12 protein-coding genes and 2 pseudogenes are annotated in these 19,452 nt (G+C 34.0%); 4 read left to right on the top strand and 10 right to left on the bottom strand.

Features of this window, described 5'->3' with window-relative positions; all coding sequences use genetic code 11:
• Positions 1-150 precede the first annotated feature (150 nt).
• From LPB248_RS05120 to gltB, 4 genes and pseudogenes are all read right to left on the bottom strand, one after another.
• Positions 151-466, bottom strand: a pseudogene (locus LPB248_RS05120) (GIY-YIG nuclease family protein).
• Between the two features lie 282 nt (positions 467-748).
• Positions 749-1,975, bottom strand: a pseudogene (gene lysA / locus LPB248_RS05115) (diaminopimelate decarboxylase); the annotation flags it as partial.
• A gap of 492 nt (positions 1,976-2,467) precedes the next feature.
• Positions 2,468-3,922, bottom strand: coding sequence for a glutamate synthase subunit beta (locus LPB248_RS05110; protein ID WP_177210494.1), 1,455 nt, complete (start codon positions 3,920-3,922; stop codon positions 2,468-2,470).
• 106 nt (positions 3,923-4,028) lie between these two features.
• Positions 4,029-8,546: a glutamate synthase large subunit gene (gltB, locus tag LPB248_RS05105; RefSeq protein WP_177210493.1), complete on the bottom strand. Its 4,518-nt coding sequence runs from the start codon at positions 8,544-8,546 to the stop codon at positions 4,029-4,031.
• A gap of 416 nt (positions 8,547-8,962) precedes the next feature.
• Here gltB and sucC point away from each other — a divergent pair, with 416 nt between their 5' ends.
• On the top strand, positions 8,963-10,156 hold the full coding sequence (sucC, locus tag LPB248_RS05100; RefSeq protein ID WP_066035083.1) for an ADP-forming succinate--CoA ligase subunit beta: 1,194 nt from the start codon (positions 8,963-8,965) through the stop codon (positions 10,154-10,156).
• 262 nt (positions 10,157-10,418) lie between these two features.
• Here sucC and LPB248_RS05095 read toward each other — a convergent pair whose 3' ends face one another.
• Complete coding sequence (locus tag LPB248_RS05095; RefSeq protein ID WP_177210492.1) at positions 10,419-11,216, bottom strand: DUF5694 domain-containing protein; 798 nt, start codon at positions 11,214-11,216, stop codon at positions 10,419-10,421.
• A 222-nt stretch (positions 11,217-11,438) separates the two neighbouring features.
• On the opposite strand from LPB248_RS05095, the gene LPB248_RS05090 reads away from it, so the two are divergent.
• Positions 11,439-12,479 carry a sensor histidine kinase gene (locus LPB248_RS05090; RefSeq protein ID WP_177210491.1) on the top strand — a complete coding sequence of 347 codons (1,041 nt, stop codon included), beginning with the start codon at positions 11,439-11,441 and terminating at the stop codon, positions 12,477-12,479.
• A gap of 3 nt (positions 12,480-12,482) precedes the next feature.
• Positions 12,483-13,196 carry a LytR/AlgR family response regulator transcription factor gene (locus tag LPB248_RS05085; RefSeq protein WP_177210490.1) on the top strand — a complete coding sequence of 238 codons (714 nt, stop codon included), beginning with the start codon at positions 12,483-12,485 and terminating at the stop codon, positions 13,194-13,196.
• Positions 13,197-13,283: 87 nt separating this feature from the next.
• Here the strand turns inward: LPB248_RS05085 and LPB248_RS05080 are convergent, their stop codons facing one another.
• The 4 genes from LPB248_RS05080 to LPB248_RS05065 all read right to left on the bottom strand — a co-directional run bounded on the left by LPB248_RS05080 (position 13,284) and on the right by LPB248_RS05065 (position 16,721).
• Positions 13,284-13,748, bottom strand: a complete 465-nt coding sequence (locus LPB248_RS05080) for a DUF1456 family protein (RefSeq protein ID WP_177210489.1) — start codon at positions 13,746-13,748, stop codon at positions 13,284-13,286.
• A 96-nt stretch (positions 13,749-13,844) separates the two neighbouring features.
• Positions 13,845-14,879, bottom strand: coding sequence for an aminotransferase class I/II-fold pyridoxal phosphate-dependent enzyme (locus LPB248_RS05075; RefSeq protein WP_177210488.1), 1,035 nt, complete (start codon positions 14,877-14,879; stop codon positions 13,845-13,847).
• Position 14,880: 1 nt separating this feature from the next.
• The gene (locus LPB248_RS05070; RefSeq protein WP_177210487.1) at positions 14,881-15,891 is read right to left on the bottom strand and encodes a dipeptide epimerase; all 1,011 of its coding nucleotides are present in this window, start codon (positions 15,889-15,891) and stop codon (positions 14,881-14,883) included.
• A 32-nt stretch (positions 15,892-15,923) separates the two neighbouring features.
• Positions 15,924-16,721 carry an alpha/beta hydrolase gene (locus LPB248_RS05065; protein ID WP_177212506.1) on the bottom strand — a complete coding sequence of 266 codons (798 nt, stop codon included), beginning with the start codon at positions 16,719-16,721 and terminating at the stop codon, positions 15,924-15,926.
• A 57-nt stretch (positions 16,722-16,778) separates the two neighbouring features.
• Between LPB248_RS05065 and LPB248_RS05060 the strand changes: the two genes are divergently transcribed.
• Positions 16,779-17,180 carry a TerB family tellurite resistance protein gene (locus LPB248_RS05060; RefSeq protein WP_177210486.1) on the top strand — a complete coding sequence of 134 codons (402 nt, stop codon included), beginning with the start codon at positions 16,779-16,781 and terminating at the stop codon, positions 17,178-17,180.
• Between the two features lie 36 nt (positions 17,181-17,216).
• Here LPB248_RS05060 and LPB248_RS05055 read toward each other — a convergent pair whose 3' ends face one another.
• Positions 17,217-19,388, bottom strand: coding sequence for a prolyl oligopeptidase family serine peptidase (locus tag LPB248_RS05055; RefSeq protein ID WP_177210485.1), 2,172 nt, complete (start codon positions 19,386-19,388; stop codon positions 17,217-17,219).
• Between the last annotated feature and the right edge of the window lie 64 nt (positions 19,389-19,452).

Genomic DNA, 19,452 nt, shown 5'->3' with positions numbered 1-19,452 from the left:
AAGGAGACTCGAGCGATAGCGAACAGGCGAAGCAAATCTTCGCAAGTAACTCGGCAAAGAAAATCAAATTACTCAAAAAAGTAACCATAATATTTGTCATTTCGACGTAAGGAGAAATCTTCACAAGTAGCTCCGCAAAGATTGGAAACATTATTCAAATAAATAATTTAGAAAATCCAAATCAGGATTAATGATTTTTATTAATTCGATTTTTTTTTTCTCTTCGCCAGTCTTTTATTTCTTTTTCACGAGCAATTGCTTCTTGAATTCAAGTGAATTTTTCGTAGTATAACAAATAAGTAGCATTGTATTTTGCAGTAAAGGTTTTGTTTCCCGTTGTATTGTGTTCTTTGTGCTGACTTAAGCGAATTTTTAAATTATTTGTTACTCCTGTGTAGAAAACGGTTTTATATTTGTTTGTAAGAATGTATATGTAGTATGTGTGATAGCCTTCTTGTTGATGCATTTTTTTTCGGCTAAAGATAAAATTTAATTTAAGGTTTTTCTTTCTTTTTTTATGTTTTGTTTTTGATATACTTTGTGGAGTTACTTGCGAAGATTTCTCCTTCGTCGAAATGACAAAACTGTGTGGTTACTTTGTGTAGACTTCGACTTCCCTCAGTCTGATAATTAGTATCAATAGAAAAAATCTGCTCAAATTTGTAGAATCTGCGTGAAACAAAAAAGCAAAAAAATCCCGCCTCAATTAAGAAACGGGATTAAAGTGATATTCTCTTTTTTTCTATTGTTAAACCGTTGCGGCAATTTCTTGTGGCAACGGAATTTGATTTTTAAGCAAATCTTCAAATGTTTCAGCTTGGCGAATCAAGATTCCTTGACCGTTCATCCAAAGAACTTCGGCTGGTTTGTATCTTGAGTTGTAGTTCGAAGACATTGAGAAACAATATGCTCCAGCATTTCTGAATTCTAAAATGTCACCTTCGGTGATTTCTGCGATTCTGCGGTTGTTGGCGAAAGTATCCGTTTCGCAAATGTATCCTACAACTGAGTAAAAACGCTCTTTTCCTTTTGGATTAGAGATGTTTTCAATATGGTGTGAAGATCCGTAAAACATTGGACGAATTAAGTGGTTGAAACCACTATCGATTCCAGCGAAAACTGTTGAAGTTGTTTGTTTTACTACGTTTACTTTTACTAAGAAATGACCTGCTTCGCTCACTAAGAATTTTCCTGGTTCGAAAATCAAAGTTAAATCTCTGCCATATTCAGAACAGAAAGCATTGAATCTTTTTGATAATTTTTTACCTAATTCTTCGATGTCTGTTTCGATATCGTCTTTTTTGTAAGGAACTTTGAATCCGCTTCCGAAATCTAAGAATTGTAAATCTTTGAAATGTTTAGCGGTATCAAACAGAATTTCAGCAGCATACAAGAACACTTCGATATCTAAAATATCAGATCCTGTGTGCATGTGAATTCCAACGATGCTCATTTTTGTGTTTTCAACAATTCGCAAAATATGCGGAATCTGGTGCACAGAAATTCCGAATTTACTATCGATATGTCCAACAGAAATGTTAGCGTTTCCGCCCGCCATTACGTGTGGATTGATACGAATACATACCGGAATATGTGGATGTTTTGTTCCGAATTGCTCCAGAATAGATAAATTGTCGATATTGATTTGTACACCCATTGCGGCAACTTCTTCGATTTCTTCTAGAGAAACGCCGTTTGGTGTAAAGAAAATTCTTTCGGGTTCATAGCCAGCATGAAGTCCTAATAAAACTTCCTGAATCGATACAGTGTCTAAACCAGACCCCATGTTCTTTAATAACTGTAGAATCGCAACGTTTGACAATGCCTTCATGGCGTAATTAACTCTTAAGTTTTCTACCTTAGAGAAAGCTTTAGTTAATCTGTTGTACTGAGATTGGATTTTTTCAGCATCGTAAACATACAATGGACTTCCAAATTGGTCTGCTAACTGCAGTAAATCTTTTGCTTGCATTTTTAAATCATTTTGGGCAAAGTTATTACACTTTTATCTATCAGCAAATAATTTGTAGAAAAATAACAAATTATAACAAATTGTTTTATTTTGAACAAAAAGTTGCTGTTTTTGGAATTTTATAACCTTTTTAGAGGTGCTATCCCGATAACTATCGGGACTAAGATGCTAAGGTACTAAGTTTTTTTTTAGCCACGAATTCACGAATTTGACTAATTCTAAAATGCTGTTGAAATTGTTTTGCTATGAATTTCACGAATTAAGAGAAATTTAAAAAATAGAAATTAGAGAAATTTAAAGGAAAGAATAGTTTTAAACATCATGTAAATTAGAGTAATTCGTGAATTCGTGGCTAAAAAAAATTATAGCAAAAACAAAACCCCTGAATATAAATTCAAGGGTTTGTTGGTAGTTATGTTGTTTATCGGAAAAGATTAATAAAATGCAAGGAAAAAAACTTAGAACCTTAGCACCTTAGTATCTCAGAACCTTAAATTATAAGCTCGGTAAATCTCCTTTTCCTTTAGTAGGCAAGTTTGTAGATCCCATAAGGAATAAATCTACTTCTCTTGCAGCTTCGCGACCTTCTGAAATAGCCCACACGATTAATGATTGTCCTCTTCTCATATCACCAGCAGTGAAAATGTGAGGTACGTTTGTCTGATAGTTATGCGCTTTATAGTTGCTTCTCATATCAGTTTCGATTCCTAATTGCTCGCTTAATGTTTTTTCCGGACCTGTAAATCCAAGAGCCAATAAAGCTAAATCGCAAGGCCAGATTTTCTCAGAACCTTCTTTTTCGATCAATTCAGGACGTTGACCAGGAGTCATTTTCCATTGTACTTCAACTGTTTTTAATCCAGTTAATTCGCCTTTATCGTTAGAAATGAATTCTTTTGTATTGATCAACCAGTTTCTGTCGCAACCTTCTTCGTGAGAAGAAGATGTTTTTAACTGCAACGGCCAGAAAGGCCATGGAGTTGACTCGCTTCTTCCAACTGGAGGTTTTGGTAAAATCTCAAAGTTAGTAACCGATTTAGCTCCGTGTCTGTTTGAAGTTCCGATACAGTCAGAACCAGTATCTCCACCACCAATAACGATTACATCTTTACCAGTTGCTTTAACTTGATCTGGAATTGATTCTCCATATAAAACTTTAGTCTGTTGTGTTAAGAAATCCATTGCTTGAACAACACCTTTGCTTTCGATTCCTTTAGTTGGCAAGCTTCTTCGTTCAGTTGCTCCTCCGCATAAAACGATAGAATCGAATTGGTTTAATTCTTCAACACTGAAATTAACACCAACGTTTACATTAGTTTTGAAAGTGATTCCTTCTGCTTCAAGAATAGCTACACGACGATCGATAATTCCTTTTTCTAATTTGAAATTCGGAATTCCGTAACGTAATAAACCTCCAATTGCATTGTCTCTTTCAAAAACAGTAACGGTATGACCAGCTCTGTTTAATTGCTGAGCAGCAGCCAATCCTGCAGGTCCTGAACCAATAACGGCAACTGTTTTACCAGTTCTCTTTTTTGGTGGCTGAGGTTTGATCCATCCTTCAGCAAAACCTCTTTCTACAATGCTTTTTTCGATGTTTTCGATAGAAACCGGATCTTTGATGATTCCTAATACACATGACTTCTCACATGGAGCAGGGCATAAGCGTCCTGTAAATTCAGGGAAGTTATTAGTAGATTGTAAAATCTCTAATGCACTCTGCCATTCTTCCTGATGCACCATGTCGTTGAAGTCAGGAATTAAATTTCCTAACGGACAACCACTGTGGCAAAAAGGAATTCCACAGTCCATACATCTTGATCCTTGTTCTTTTAATTTATCTTTTGGTACCGGAATAGTAAATTCGTTGTAGTTAGAAACACGTTCTGCTACTGCTAAATTACTTTCGTCGGCTCTGTTATATTCTTTAAATCCGCCTATTTTACCCATGACATTTTAATTAGATTTAGTTGTGAGATGTGAGATGTAAAATGTAAAAAGTGAGTTGAATACTCAAACCTTAGTACCTTTGCATCTTTGTACCTCAGAACCTTTTTTAACCAGCTATTAGTTCTTCTATTTGTTTTTCTTCTGCAATTCGTTGTAATGCTTTTTTGTAATCAGTTGGCATTACTTTTACGAAGTGCTGTTGTTGGTTTTCCCAGTCTGCTAAAATTCTTTTTGCTAATGGACTGCTTGTGTACAACGAATGGTTTTTGATTAGTTTTCTTAGTTTCGTAAGATCTTCTTCTTCCATTGGGTCGAATGCAACCATTTCCATGTTGCAAACTGTAGAATCGAATTTCTTGTTTGGATCGTAAACATAAGCTACACCACCGCTCATACCAGCTGCGAAGTTTCTTCCTGTTTTTCCTAAAACTACTACTGTACCACCAGTCATGTACTCGCATCCGTGATCTCCAATTCCTTCAACAACTGCTGTTGCTCCAGAATTTCTTACACAGAAACGCTCTCCAGCCATTCCATTAATATAAGCCTCTCCGGTAATAGCTCCGTAAAGGGCAACGTTTCCGATAATGATATTGTCTTCAGGGTTGAAAGTCGCAGTAGGAGGTACTTTTACAATTAATTTTCCTCCAGAAAGCCCTTTTCCTAAATAATCATTACAGTTTCCGTGAATTTTAAATGACAATCCGTTTGTTGCGAATGCACCAAAACTTTGTCCGGCAGAACCTTCAAAATCAACTAAAATAGTGTCATCAGGTAATCCTTGCGCGCCGTAGATTTTTGAGATTTCGTTACTCAAAATAGCACCTACAGAACGGTCTGTATTTTTAATTTTAAAAGTTACTCTTGTTTTCTCTTTTCTATAGATAGACGGAATCGCTTCTTTGATGATGTCAAAATCCAATACATTTTCAAGTTGGTGATCTTGAGTTGTTGTATTATGATTTGGCTCTGTTTTCGCTTTTTCCGGTTTGTATAGAATTGTTGACAAGTCTAAACCATTTGCTTTATAATGTTTGATGGCTTTGTTCACATTTAATTTTTGTGACTGACCAACCATTTCTTTTAAAGTTCTGAAACCTAACTGTGCCATGATTTCTCTTAACTCCTCAGCAATAAAATACATGAAGTTGATTACGTGCTCTGGAGTTCCCTTGAAATTTTTTCTCAATTCAGGATCCTGAGTTGCAATACCAACTGGGCAAGTATTTAAGTGACAAGCTCTCATCATGATGCATCCAGAAGCTACAAGTGGAGCCGTTGCGAAACCGAATTCTTCAGCTCCTAATAAAGCAGCTATCGCCACGTCACGACCTGTTTTCAACTGTCCGTCACACTCTAAAACTACACGGCTTCTTAAATCGTTCAAGATCAAAGTCTGCTGAGCTTCAGCTAAACCAAGTTCCCACGGAATACCTGTGTGCTGTAAAGATGTTAATGGTGCAGCTCCCGTTCCTCCGTCATAACCAGAAATCAAGATAACGTCAGCTTTTGCTTTGGCAACACCGGCAGCGATGGTTCCAACTCCAACTTCAGAAACTAATTTTACGTTGATACGAGCTTCACGGTTTGCATTTTTCAAATCGTAAATCAACTGAGATAAATCCTCAATTGAGTAAATATCGTGGTGAGGAGGAGGTGAAATCAAACCTACATAAGGAGTAGAGTTTCTCGTTTCAGCAATCCAAGGCACTACTTTTTCTCCAGGTAACTGACCACCTTCTCCAGGTTTTGCTCCCTGAGCCATTTTAATCTGGATTTCTTTAGCGTTTGTCAAATAGTTGATTGAAACACCAAAACGTCCTGATGCAACTTGCTTAATTGCAGAGTTTCTAGAATCCCCGTTAATTTCTTTCTGGAAACGTCTTGGATCTTCTCCACCTTCTCCAGAGTTACTTTTTCCTCCAATTCTGTTCATTGCAATCGCTAAGTTCTCATGCGCTTCTTGGCTGATAGAACCGTAAGACATTGCTCCAGTTTTGAATTTCTTTACAATTTCTGTCCAAGGTTCTACTTCGTCAATAGAAATTGGATCTAAGTTGTTGAATTCAAATAAACCTCTAATCGTCATTAAGTTTGAGCTTTGCTCATTAACGGCATTTGAGTATTCTTTATAACTTTCTGGGCTGTTTAAACGAACTGCCTGTTGTAATTTAGAAATAGTGGTTGGGTTAAACATGTGTTTTTCACCGCCACGTCTCCATCTGTGAATACCTCCAATTTCAAGAGAAAGCAAGTTTGCGATTTTTGAATTTGGGAAAGCTTTTTGGAAACGTTTTTTTACTTCTTTCTCTACTTCCATTAAACCAATTCCTTCAATTCTTGATGGAGTGTAAGGGAAGTATTTAGATGTAAATGTTTTGTTTAAACCTAAAATCTCGAAAATCTGAGCAGCTCTGTACGAATGTAAAGTAGAGATACCAATTTTGTTCATGATTTTCACGATTCCTTTTGCAATTGCTTTGTTGTAGTTTACAACAGCGTAATCCGCTTTTACTTTTGTAATGAAACCTTTTTCAACTTGATCGTGAATGATTTCGTTCACCATGTAAGGATTGATGGCACTTGCGCCGTATCCGAACAATAAAGCAAAATGATGAGGTTCTCTAGGTTCAGCAGATTCAATGATGATTCCGAATTTAGAACGAACCTGTAAAATGTTTAATGAATGGTGAATGTAAGAACAAGCCAATAACATTGGAATTGGAGCTAATTCTTCGCTTACACCTCTATCTGATAAGATAATGATGTTGCATCCTTCTTCAACTGCTTTAAAAGTAGCCTGAACACATTTTTCTAGAGCTCTTTCTAAACCGTTAACTCCTTTTTCTATTTTATATAAAGTAGAAATAGTAGCTGATTTGAAATCTGGGTGATCTATATTTCTAATTTTATCCAAATCCTCGTTAGAAACAACTGGATTTTGGATTTTTAATTTTTTACATTGTTTTGATTCAATTTCGAAAATATTGAAATCTCCACCAATCGCTAAACTGATGTCAGTAATGATTTCTTCACGAATACCATCCAAAGGCGGATTAGTTACCTGAGCAAATAATTGTTTGAAGTAATTGTACAACAACTGTGGCTGATCTGAAAGAACTGCCAAAGGTGTATCATTACCCATAGAACTAATTGCTTCAGCTCCGTCGCTACCCATTGGGTTGATGATTGTTTTTAAATCTTCAATAGTATAACCAAACAAACGTTGTCTTGTTAAGAAATCTAATTTTTCAACAGGAGTAGGGTTGTTTGTGTAAGGAACGCTAGCCAATGGCAATAAGTTTTCGTCAACCCATTGTTTGTATGGACGTTTTGTAACGATCGCTTTTTTAACTTCTTCGTCTTCGATGATACGGCCTTCATTCATATCAACTAAGAACATTTTTCCTGGCTCTAAACGACCATGTTGGATTACATCTTCTGGATCGATGTCTAATACACCAATTTCAGATGACATAATTACGAATCCGCTTTTCGTTAAGGTGTAACGAGAAGGACGCAATCCGTTTCTGTCTAGTAAAGCACCAATTACGTTACCATCTGTAAACGGAATAGAAGCAGGACCATCCCAAGGCTCCATGATACAAGCATTGTACTCATAGAAAGCTCTTTTCTCTGGAGACATTGTTTGGTGTTTTTCCCAAGCTTCAGGAACTACCATCATCATTGCCTCTGGAAGCGAACGGCCAGTCATTAATAAAAGTTCAATCACCATATCCATAGAAGCAGAATCTGATTTTCCTTCTAAGATAATTGGGAATAATTTTTTAATGTCTTCTCCGAAAACTTTGCTTTGCATAAGCTCTTCACGAGCACGCATACGGCTTACGTTTCCACGAAGTGTGTTGATCTCACCATTATGACACATGTATCTAAATGGTTGAGCTAAGTCCCAAGATGGGAATGTATTGGTAGAGAAACGTTGGTGTACAAGCGCTAAACGCGTCACCAAGTCTGGATCTTTTAAATCTATATAATAACGGCTGATGTCTTCTGGCATCAATAGACCTTTATATATTATAGTAGTTGTCGATAAACTAGTAAAATAGAACATGTGGCTTTCTGAGGTTTTAGATCCTCTTACGGCATGTTCAGCAATTTTTCTAGCTGCAAAAAGTTTTGCATTAAATTCTTGTTCAGTTAAATCCTGTCCGTTTTTAGAAACGAAAACTTGTTTAATTGTTGGTTCTTTTTCTGCGGCAATTTCACCTAGATTTTCAACTTCAACGGGTACATCTCTCCAACCTAAAACTTTTAAGTTTTGGTCTTTGATAGTTGCTTCAAATGCATTAATACAAAAAGAAACCTGGTTTTTGCTTTTTGGTAAAAAAACCATTCCTACTGCATACTCACGCGCTTCTGGGATTTCAAAGTCACAAACTTTCTTAAAAAAATCATGAGGAATGTCGAATAAAATTCCGGCTCCGTCACCAGTTCTTCCATCAGAACTTACGGCACCACGATGTTCCAATTTAATTAAGATGTCTAATGCTTTGTGAATAATATCATTTGACTTAATACCATTCAAATTACAAATAAATCCTGCACCACAATTGTCGTGTTCAAATTCAGGCAGATAAAGCCCTTGTTCTTTAACTCTCATTCTTGATATTTTTTTTACAAAAATAAAGATTTCATTAAACATAATGTATTGAAATAGTGTTTTTGCTTTCATTTTTGCTGTAATATTAGAAAAAGCATTCTTAATTATTAATATTATTATATAAGGCATCCCGAATTGCTAAAAATATAATTACTCTTAAAATATATTAGGAAAAATCGTCGGCAAGCCAATAAAATCAATGAATTTTTTGTTAAATATCAAACGTTTTATGTGAATTGTGTTAACATTAACAAATTGTTCCGTTAACGATTTGTTTGCTTTGAAAAATTATCAACGCCTAATACCTATATATAACATTTATTTAATTGAAAAAGATTTTACTATTAAGTTGTATTTTGTTACTTTTGTCGCACTTTTATTCTGAAATAAATTCAGAACCAGACAAATTCTATATTATGAACATACACGAATATCAAGGAAAAGAAATTTTAGCGAGTTACGGAGTACGCGTACAACGCGGAATTGTGGCTAACAATGCGGTTGAAGCTGTAGCTGCTGCAAAACAATTAACTGCCGAAACTGGTACAGGATGGCATGTAATAAAAGCACAAATTCACGCAGGTGGTCGTGGAAAAGGTGGTGGAGTTAAGCTGGCAAAAAACTTACAACAAGTTGAAGAGTTAGCAGAACAAATCATCGGAATGCAGTTGATTACACCTCAGACTCCGCCTGAAGGTAAAAAAGTAAATAAGGTATTAGTTGCAGAAGATGTTTACTATCCAGGTGAAAGCGAAACTTCTGAATTTTATGTTTCTGTTTTATTGAATAGAGGTACTGGACGCAACATGATCATGTATTCTACTGAAGGTGGAATGGATATCGAAGAAGTTGCTGAGCACACTCCACACTTAATCTTTACTGAAGAAATTGATCCATCTGTTGGATTGCAAGGTTTCCAAGCTAGAAGAATTGCTTTTAACTTAGGGCTTTCTGGAAATGCTTTCAAAGAAATGGTTAAATTCATCGACGCACTTTACAATGCTTACATTGGTTCTGATGCTTCTATGTTTGAAATCAACCCAGTTTTAAAAACTTCTGATAACAAAATCTTAGCTGTTGACGCTAAAGTTAACATCGACGATAACGCTTTATACAGACAACCAAAATATGCTGAAATGAGAGATATCCGTGAGGAGAATCCAATCGAAGTTGAAGCTAAAGAAGTTGGTCTTAACTATGTTGACCTTGACGGTACTGTAGGATGTATGGTAAACGGAGCTGGTCTTGCAATGGCAACTATGGACTTAATTAAATACGCTGGTTTTGAGCCTGCTAACTTCCTTGACGTTGGTGGAACTGCTGATGCTAAACGTGTTGAAACAGCTTTCAGAATTATCTTGAAAGATCCAAATGTAAAAGCTATTTTGATTAACATCTTCGGAGGAATCGTTCGTTGTGACCGTGTTGCTCAAGGTGTTGTTGATGCTTACAAAAACATGGGTGACGCTATTAAAGTGCCAATTATCGTTCGTTTGCAAGGAACAAATGCTGAAATTGCAAAAGAATTAATTGACAACTCTGGTATGCCAATCTTATCTGCAGTTCAATTCCAAGAAGCTGCTGACCAAGTTAAAGCTGCTCTTTCTTAATTTAAATAAGAAATCAAATTATATAGAAAATCCCTCCATTTTGGAGGGATTTTTTTTTGTGATTTAACCGCAAAGGGCGCTAAGTTTTTTGTCAAGGATTGTGAGTACAAACGCAAAGTTCGCAAAGCTGTATGTTGAAAATAGCCACGAATTCACGAATTATTTTCAAAGATTGTAAAAAATAAAATTCGTGAATTCGTGGCTAAAAAACTTTGCGAACTTTGCGTAATTCTTTGTGCTCTTTGCGGTTAAATCATTAAGTTTATTTCAAAACTGTAGATAGTTCCACAATTTCAAATTCTGGATCATGTGTTATAAATTCTCTGATCAATGCAGCATGACCAGCACCGACTAAAATCATTATTTTATTATCTGTACTTTCCGTTAATTTCTGAATTAAAGAATACATATATAAGTTTCTTTTGTACCAATTTGAAACTAAATGCGCTCCAGTAAAATCATCTGGATTTCCAGCTCTATTTGCTACTTCCAAATACCATTGGATGTTTTTATTTTCGGTTTCTTTTTTATTGTAATGTAGCATGAGTTCTTGTAACGAGCTTTTTGTTATTCTTTCATTATGATCTTTTTCATTCCTTTTTTTCCACTCATTATTTCTTTTCAATAAATCCTGTTGATTTGCTTTTTCCATTGACATCATTAAACTGTCATAACGAAAAGAAGTGTAGAGATTCATTCCGTATAATTTTTTATGATTTAGTTTTTTAGCGGTGCGAAGTGCCAATTGTGTTATTTCGTTTTTATTAGTTTTAAAAAGACTGTCGGTGTTTTTATTGTAAAACTTATCTAAATCGGCTTGTTCGTTAAATTCCCATTCGACAAATATTTTATCGGGACCAAATTTTTTGATTTTGTCACTCATTATTTCGAGTTCCTTTTGGCTTTTCTCAGACAAGATATCAAAACTGTTTAGTTTAGCAACATCAAGACCAGGATTGGCGTAATGAAATGTTCCAACCAATAATATCTGTTTTTTCTTAGTTTGAGCAAAAGTTAAGTTTAATGTAATAATTGTTAGTAGTAAAATGATTTTGTGCATGACGTTTTGTTTTTAAATTCATGACAAATGTATTCTCTCTTTTGACCTCTAGTTTTTGTTTTTGATGAACCTAGGATTTCATTTTATAAACAGATGAAATTTGCAGAGTAATAATTTCATGTAAAGTTTTTGATAGTTCATCCCTAAAAACGCATGTTTTAAATAAATCTAATTTTCTATTTAAGGCTTAATTGTATTTTTGAGTCAATTATCAAAAAAACTATGAAATCAAGAATCCCTTTTTACTATCACATTGTTTTTTTCTTTTTATTATTTCTAACGTACATTTTCTGGGATATTGGACTTAATGATAAAAAAGTAGAAATTGTAATCAAAGGAATATGTTATGGAATTACGCCAACTCATTTGTTAGCAATATTTTGTATTTACATTCTCAACTTTTACTATTTCTGCGAATGGTTTTTAAATAAGAAGAAATTACTTTTTTACATCCTGACAATTCCAGTTTCGCTATTGCTTTTTGCGGCTGTTCGTTATTTTTTGCAAGAAGTCGTTATGTATAATATTACCGGAATGCACAATTACTATGAAGAAGCTAGAGAAATAGGTTATTACATAAAAGATAACTTTTTCTTTGGATTGCCAGCTGTCTTTTTAAGTGCTTTGACCTTTTTATTTTGGCAATTTCAAACCGCTCAGCATCAAAATCAAGAATTGCTTTTAGAGAATAAAAAAGCAGAATTTCAAATGCTAAAAGCACAAGTTAGTCCGCATTTTTTATTTAATACTTTAAATTCTTTTTATAGTCAGTTGGTTATAAAAGAAGATGAAATGGCAGATGATATTTTGGTGCTTTCTGATTTACTTCGGTATGTTATTACAGAAACAGATAAAGATGAAGCGATACTTTCAAAAGAAATTCAATTTATTCAGAACTATATTCATTTGCAAAAGAAAAGGTTTGAAGATCAGTTGTTTTTAGATTTTAAAGTGGAAGGAAATTATTCAAACGAAAAAATCATTTCGTCGGCTTTGATTCACTTTGTTGAAAATGTTTTCAAGCATGGAAAATTTAATAATGAAGAAGAAAAAGCTATTATTTCAATTCAAATAAAAAACGATTTTCTAGAAATTTCAACTTTCAATTATTTTATCGAAGGAGAAAATTATTCGTCAACTGGAATCGGTTTTGATAACTTGACAAAAAGGCTGGAATACACCTATAAAAACCTATTTATTCTTGAAAAAACAGAAGAAAATAATACCTTTAAAACTTACTTAAAAATACCGCTAAAGAAATAATTTATGGCTTTTAAATGCATAATTGTCGACGACGAACCGCCTGCAACTCGAATATTGGAAAATTACATTGGTAAAGTAAATTTTCTGGAGAAAGTTGGCGTTTTTAATGATTCATTAAAAGCATTAGAATTTCTAAATTCACAATCTGTAGATGTTATTTTTCTAGATATTCAAATGCCTCAATTAACAGGTTTGCAGATTTCTAAAATCATTTCTAAAGATATAAAAGTAATTTTTACAACGGCTTATCCCGATTTTGCTTTAGAAGGATTTGAATTAAATGCAGTTGATTATTTACTAAAGCCAATTGCATTCGAACGATTTTATCAAGCCGTCTCTAAGCTAAATTCTGAACCCAAAATAGAAGTTTCAAGTACCAGTAATAGTACTGCACCAGATTTTTTATTTATAAAAACAGATGGAAAAAATAAATTTCAGAAAGTTTTTTTGAATGATGTTTTATACGTAGAAAGTTTACAGAATTATGTTTGCATTCATACAGTAAAGCAGCAGATTATTACACATTCGTCATTAAAAAATGTTGTCGAATCATTACCAGAAAAGGATTTTATTCAAATACATAAATCGTATGTGGTTTCATTGCAACATGTAGAATCCACAGATAATTTTTCTGTTTTTATAAATGGAAAAGAATTGCCGATTGGTGCAACTTTTAAAGAGGCTTTTTTTGATAAAATAGAGGAGAATAAGATTTAAAAAGATAGCCACGAATTCACGAATTTTTATTTTCAAAGATTATCAAAAATAATTCGTGAATTCGTGGCTAAAAACTTTGCGGTAAAATTATTTCTTATTCTTGCCGTTTTTGAAAACCACTTTTTCTACAACAACCGGTTTTCCATTTCCTTTTGGGAATGATTTCTTTTTAGGTTTTCCAGCTGATGAACCTGACTTTGATGCACTTTGATCTCCTCTGTATTTTTCTGAATCTTTTGGAGTAGCTTTGAATTCTGGTCTTTCTTTAGACGTTTCCTTCTTCGGAATTTCAGCTTTATGTTTTGCTAAAACGTCATTTGGATTTTTCGGATTTTCTTTTGTTCCTCTTAAATGAATAACCAATCCGTTTAAAAAGTTTCTTAAAACCTGATCGCCACATTCCATATAATTTGGATGATCTTCGGCTCTAAAAAAAGCTCCTAATTCAGACTTTGAAATTCTAAAATCTACCAATTCTAAAATTTCAACTATTTGGTCATCACGGAGCATCAAAGCCACGCGAAGTTTTTTAAGTATATCGTTGTTTGTCATAATTTTTGTTTCAGGTTTTTTTCTGTTTCAAGTTTTAAGTTTTCAATCTAAAACTAAAACTCCTAATTTATTTTACAAAGGTAGTTTTTAAAATGATTAAAATCTAGAATTGAAATCATTTAAAGTTGCAACCAATTTATCCAAATCTTCTTTTAAATGATTTGCTGTAACTACAATTCGATTTAGCGGTTCGGCTTCTTTAGTATATCTGAAACTTGCTATAATGATTTTTTCCTGTTTTAATTTTTCAACTAATTCATTCGATAAAAGATAAATTAAAGGATAGTTTTTATCAAATAGGATCGTGCTGTTTTTATTTAAAATCGTATCGATATAACTCAAATTATTTTTCAATTTTTGATGTTGCATTTTATAAATTTCTTTAGCATCAAAAAGCGTCTGTACAAAAGCGGGATTCATTCCGGCAGCACTTGTAAAAGTTTCAATTTCTTTTATTGATTCTATGAATTCAGAATCAGATGCAATCACTCCGCCCGTTAAGCCGAAAGCTTTTCCGAGAGATGAAACCAATATTTTTCTTTTAATCGGAAAATTAATTGAAGCATAAATTCCAGAACCATTTTCGCCGACAATTCCTAATGAATGCGATTCATCAATAACCAATGTAATTTCTTTTTCCTTTGAAATTTCTTTTATAAAAGTTAGATCGATTGGTTTTGTTTCAAAAGAAGGAACACCATCAGTTAGAATCGTTATGTTCTCAGATTTTGAATCTAATAAACGGTCATTCAGTTTTTTATTTATAAAAACAGCCTCACTATTTTCAATTTGAATAGCGGAATGAATTTCATTTAAATGATAAAAACAGTCGGTTTGTTCTTTTAATTTTTCTAAAACCAATTTTCCAGCCAGCATTCCCGAAGAAACGGTAACAGTACTTTCTGAGCCAATATGAGATGCTAAAAAGCTTTCGCCCGCATCATAAGCCGTTAATTGAATATTCGCAGTTCTAGAACTTCCGTAAGTAGTTCCCCATTTTAAAATGTTCTGAACGACTAAATTCTGAAATGTTGTATTTGTTGGAAGACCCAAATAGGCAGTTCCGCCAAAATACAAATATTGTTCTTGGTCAATTTCGATTACTCGATCTGGAAATTTTTCGACTTTCATTTTATAAAAGTGTAACTCCTGTTCCGTTTAAATCAGAATAACTTACGACACCGTCTTTTATAGTAACACCTGTTGCAATATCTTCTGCTAAAAGTAACGCACCGTCCATATCTACATAATCCAATTGAGGAAGCAAATGCGCAATAGCAGAAATCCCAACAGTAGATTCTGTCATACAGCCTACCATTGTTTTTAAACCTAGTTTTTTAGCTTCTTCAATCATGCGTTTTCCAGGCGTTAAACCACCGCATTTTACCAGTTTTACATTCACACCATGAAAATGATTGAAACATTTTGCTACATCTTCTTCAATAATACAGCTTTCGTCTGCAATTACAGGAAGAGCAGAATGTTTAAAAACTTCTTTATGACCTTCCCAATTGTCGGCTTTCATAGGCTGTTCTAGAAATTCAACACCTAGTTTTTTTAGTTCAATCGAATTATTGATGGTTTCTTCAACTGTCCATCCGCAATTGGCATCAATTCTAAAAATGGCATTGGTATGTTTTCGAAGCGCTTTTACAATTTCGATATCTTCTTTGGTTCCTAATTTAATTTTATAAATCGGCCATGGAAGTTCCTGCATTTTAGAAATCATTTTATCAATAGAAGCAATTCCGATTGTATAATCTGTCATTGGATTTTTTTTGGTTGTGTAGTTCCATAATTCGTAAAGCTTTTTGCCTTTTTTGCGAGCATACAAATCGTTATAAGCTAGATCTAAGGCGCATAAAGCAAACATGTCATCTTTTAAATAGGGATGAATTTTTGCCCAAAATGCCTGTGGAGTTTCATTTTCTGTGTTTTCAATAGTAGATCTGATTTTTTCTAAATCCTGCATCATCATTGGAGCAGTTGTATTGTAATACGGATTTGAAGTTGCTTCTCCAAAACCCGAAAAGCCATCGCTTTGCAATTCAACAATTAGCGAAGGCTGAAAATCTATGGATTCTCTCGAAATGGTAAAAGTGTGTTTTAGTTTGAGATTGTATTCTCTTAAAATTAGTTTCATTGGTATGCGATGTTTTTTTATGTTTTTTTCAATTAATAGCCAAGCCAGAGTATTGCTTCTGTAAAATGATCACGCCAAAGCTTTTCATTATGTTCTCCGCCTTTTACAATCTTGGTTTTATCGAGATGAAGACAATAACAGCGTTTGGTATCTAGTAAACGTTTCATTTTAGTTAAATCTTTTTCCATGTCGTCACTTTCTTTATCGCCACACAGAAAATAGATCTTAGTTTTAATTTTAGATTGCTTTTCTGTGAAAGTATAAATCTTAGGTGAAAACCAGAATGAAGGCGAAAAAACACCCGCTTTTCCAAAGACTTCAGGATATTTTAAAGCTCCGTAATAAGAAACTAGTCCGCCCAAAGAGCTTCCAAAAAGAATAGTGTTTTTGGCTTTTATTTTGGTTCTGTAATTTTTGTCGATATATGGTTTTAAGGTTTTTATGATAAATTCGAGATAATTATCGGCATTTCCTCCACCATATTTTTCATTTTTGAAAGGAGTAAGCTCTTCGATTCGTTTTTCATTTCCATGTTCAATTCCTACAACAATGATGGGAGCCTTTAGGCTGTCCAATTTTTCGTCTACATTCCATTCGCCAGAATAAGAAGTTTTAGCATCAAACAGATTTTGAGCGTCGTGCATGTAAATAACGCTGTATTTTTTCTGAATGTTTTTGGAATAATTTTCTGGAAGATAAATCCAGATTTTTTTTGAGGTATTTAGTTGAGGCGCTTCAATTGTAAAAGTAGATACATTTTTTGAAGCAGTGCTTTGTGCCTTGCCAATAAGAGTAAATAGAAGTAAAATTGCCAAGAAAATCCTCTTCATCATCCTTGTTTTGTATTTTTATTTAAAAGCAATATTTTAGCTAAAAATAATAAATTGATGAATACAGAAGCAGAAAAAAGAAGTTTACTTTTAGAAATGATTACCCTCGCCACTGTAGATGGACATTTGCACAAACGTGAGCTTGAATTTTTAAGAATTGTAGCTTTGGAATTGAATATTAGCGAGGAAGAATTTCAAGATTTATTTCATCAGGAAACAAAACCATTGCCAATACCATCTGAAATGCAGCGTATCAATCAGTTTTATAGATTGGCTTTATTAATGCATTGTGATGGCGTTTTGCACGAAAGAGAATTTCATGCTATTCAACAGATAGCTATCGGAATGGGACTGAATCTTTCTGCAGTAAAACGTGTTTTAGAAATGATGAAAAAAGCACCAAATACAGTAATTAACCCAATTGTGCTGTTAGAAATTTTTCACGAACAACACAATTAGATTAAAACCTTTTGTAGTTTATTATTTGTTTCGGATTTATTTTTTAGAGGGTTGAAATTTTGGATGTCCAGTATACGCATAAGCAAAACTGATTAAGTTGCTGTCTTTTTCGATAACTTTTGTTGCGCTGTCACCCATTCCATGACCAGATTCAAAGTCGGCTAAAAAGAAGATTGGATTGCTGGAGGTGTTTGCATTTTGAAGTGAAGCTGCAAATTTTGCAGGTTGCCATGCAATTACACGAGGATCATTCATTCCCGCTGTTATTAACGTTGCCGGATAGGCAGTTCCTTTTTTAATATGATGAAACGAATCCATTTCTAAGAGCGCCTTGAACTCTGTTTGGTCTTTTATAGTTCCAAATTCAGGAATATTACCAGGACCATTTGGCGCTAATTCTGAACGAATCGTATTAAATTCCCCTACTTCTGGAATGGCAGCGGCAAACAAGTCTGGTCGTTCCGTAATGGCTCGTCCAATTAATATACCGCCAGCACTTGCGCTCCAAATGGCAATTCTTTTAGGAGAAGAATATTTCTCTTTAATGAGATATTCAGTGACCGCAATTAGATCTTTCCATGTATTAGGTTTGGTGGTTTTAAAACCTGCTTTATGCCAAGCTTCGCCCAATTCTCCGCCACCTCTAACGTGAGCAACAACATATATGCCGCCATAAGTGCAGTAAGGCAATGCAAATCCAGTACTAAAACGTGGTTCAAGAGAGATTCCGTAAGCGCCATATCCAACCATAAGGATTGGATTGTCGCCATTTAATTTGATATTTTTATTATAAATGATAGAAACAGGAACTTTAACACCATCATAAGAGGGAACCATAATTTCTTTAGACACTAAATCTTTAAATTCAGGATATTCAATAGGTTTTGATAATGGCTGAAAAGTAAACGTATTTGATGCTGGATTATACAAATAGCGTTTTTGAGGAGAAGTCCAGCCTGAAAGCGTCATCCAAATTTCGCTTTTATTTTCGCTTATAGCCAAAAAAGAGACTGAACCTGCTTGCAGAGGTAATTTTAATTCAATCGGATCTGTTTTTCCTTTTGCTAAGAAAAATACTTTTGCTTGGACACCGTTTTCGGTAATTGAATAATATAAGCCATCCTTTGTAAGTTTAAAATCGGTAATGTTTCCGTTTTTTGGTTCGGGTATAACTGTTTTTGCTTTTTCGATATCTGGATCAGATATAGGAACTTTGATGATTTTATAGTTGGAAGCATTTTTATAAGTTAAATAATAAATAAACTCTTTATCGACAAGATAATTGGTCACTTCATCTTTTTTATCGACCAAGTTGGTCCATTTTGCAGGTTTAAAACTATCTTTTAAATCGGTGTCATATAACTTAATCCGATTATCAACCGTAACGACCAGTCCGTAGTTTTTATTAGAATTTTTATGGTAAAGATTTAAAGGGAATTCTTCTGCGCCTATATTGAGTTCAGGATTGGTTGTATTGGATAAAAATTCGACATCTTTGTTTGGATCTTCGCCTAATTTATGATAGTAAACTTTGGAGTTTAATAATCTATTTGGATCTGTAACATTGAAAGAATTTAATCGTCCGTATGTAAATGAATTTCCGTCTGGCATCCATGAAGGGGAGCTGAACCAGCATCTGTCGAATACTTCAGGATAAACTTTTCCGTCGCTGTTTATAATAAGCAATTCGGCACTTTCAGAACCGCTTGGTGAAATTTCTATCGCTACTTTATCTCCTTTTTCATTGGGAGTTATAGAGCTAATGTTGTAATTTACTCCAGCTGCTTTTTTATAAGTTTCTGGATCAAAAAGTAGTTTCTCGGCTCCTTTATAACCAATTCTCTGGTACAATTTGCCATTTTCTTCGTTGGCATTTCGTTTTAGATAAAAATAATGGTCGTTTTCTGTAATTTGTAATTCAGAGATTGTACTTTCTTTTCTTGCATCAAGCTCTTTGAGTTTCTTTTGAAGATTTTGCCGTTCTGGAATTTCGCTTAATTTTTGCCGAGTATAATCTGTATTTGCTTTCATCCAAGCGACAACATTCGGATCATTTAAATTTTCTAAATATTGATAGCCATCTTCTATCTTTTCTCCAAAATATTCATCTGTGACAATTTTTTCTGGCGCGGGCTGTGGTTTATTTTGCCCAAAAAACGATACTACTGAGCTGAGTGCTACAGTAGTGCAAAGTAATTTCGTATTCATAATCTGTCTAGTTTAAAAGAAAGGCTGAATTTCCAGATAGATTATGGACAGGTAAAGTTATGAA

The organism is Flavobacterium sp. LPB0248, from assembly GCF_013388355.1.
Classification (GTDB): Bacteria; Bacteroidota; Bacteroidia; order Flavobacteriales; family Flavobacteriaceae; genus Flavobacterium.
This window is presented reverse-complemented; position numbering and strand designations above follow the sequence as displayed.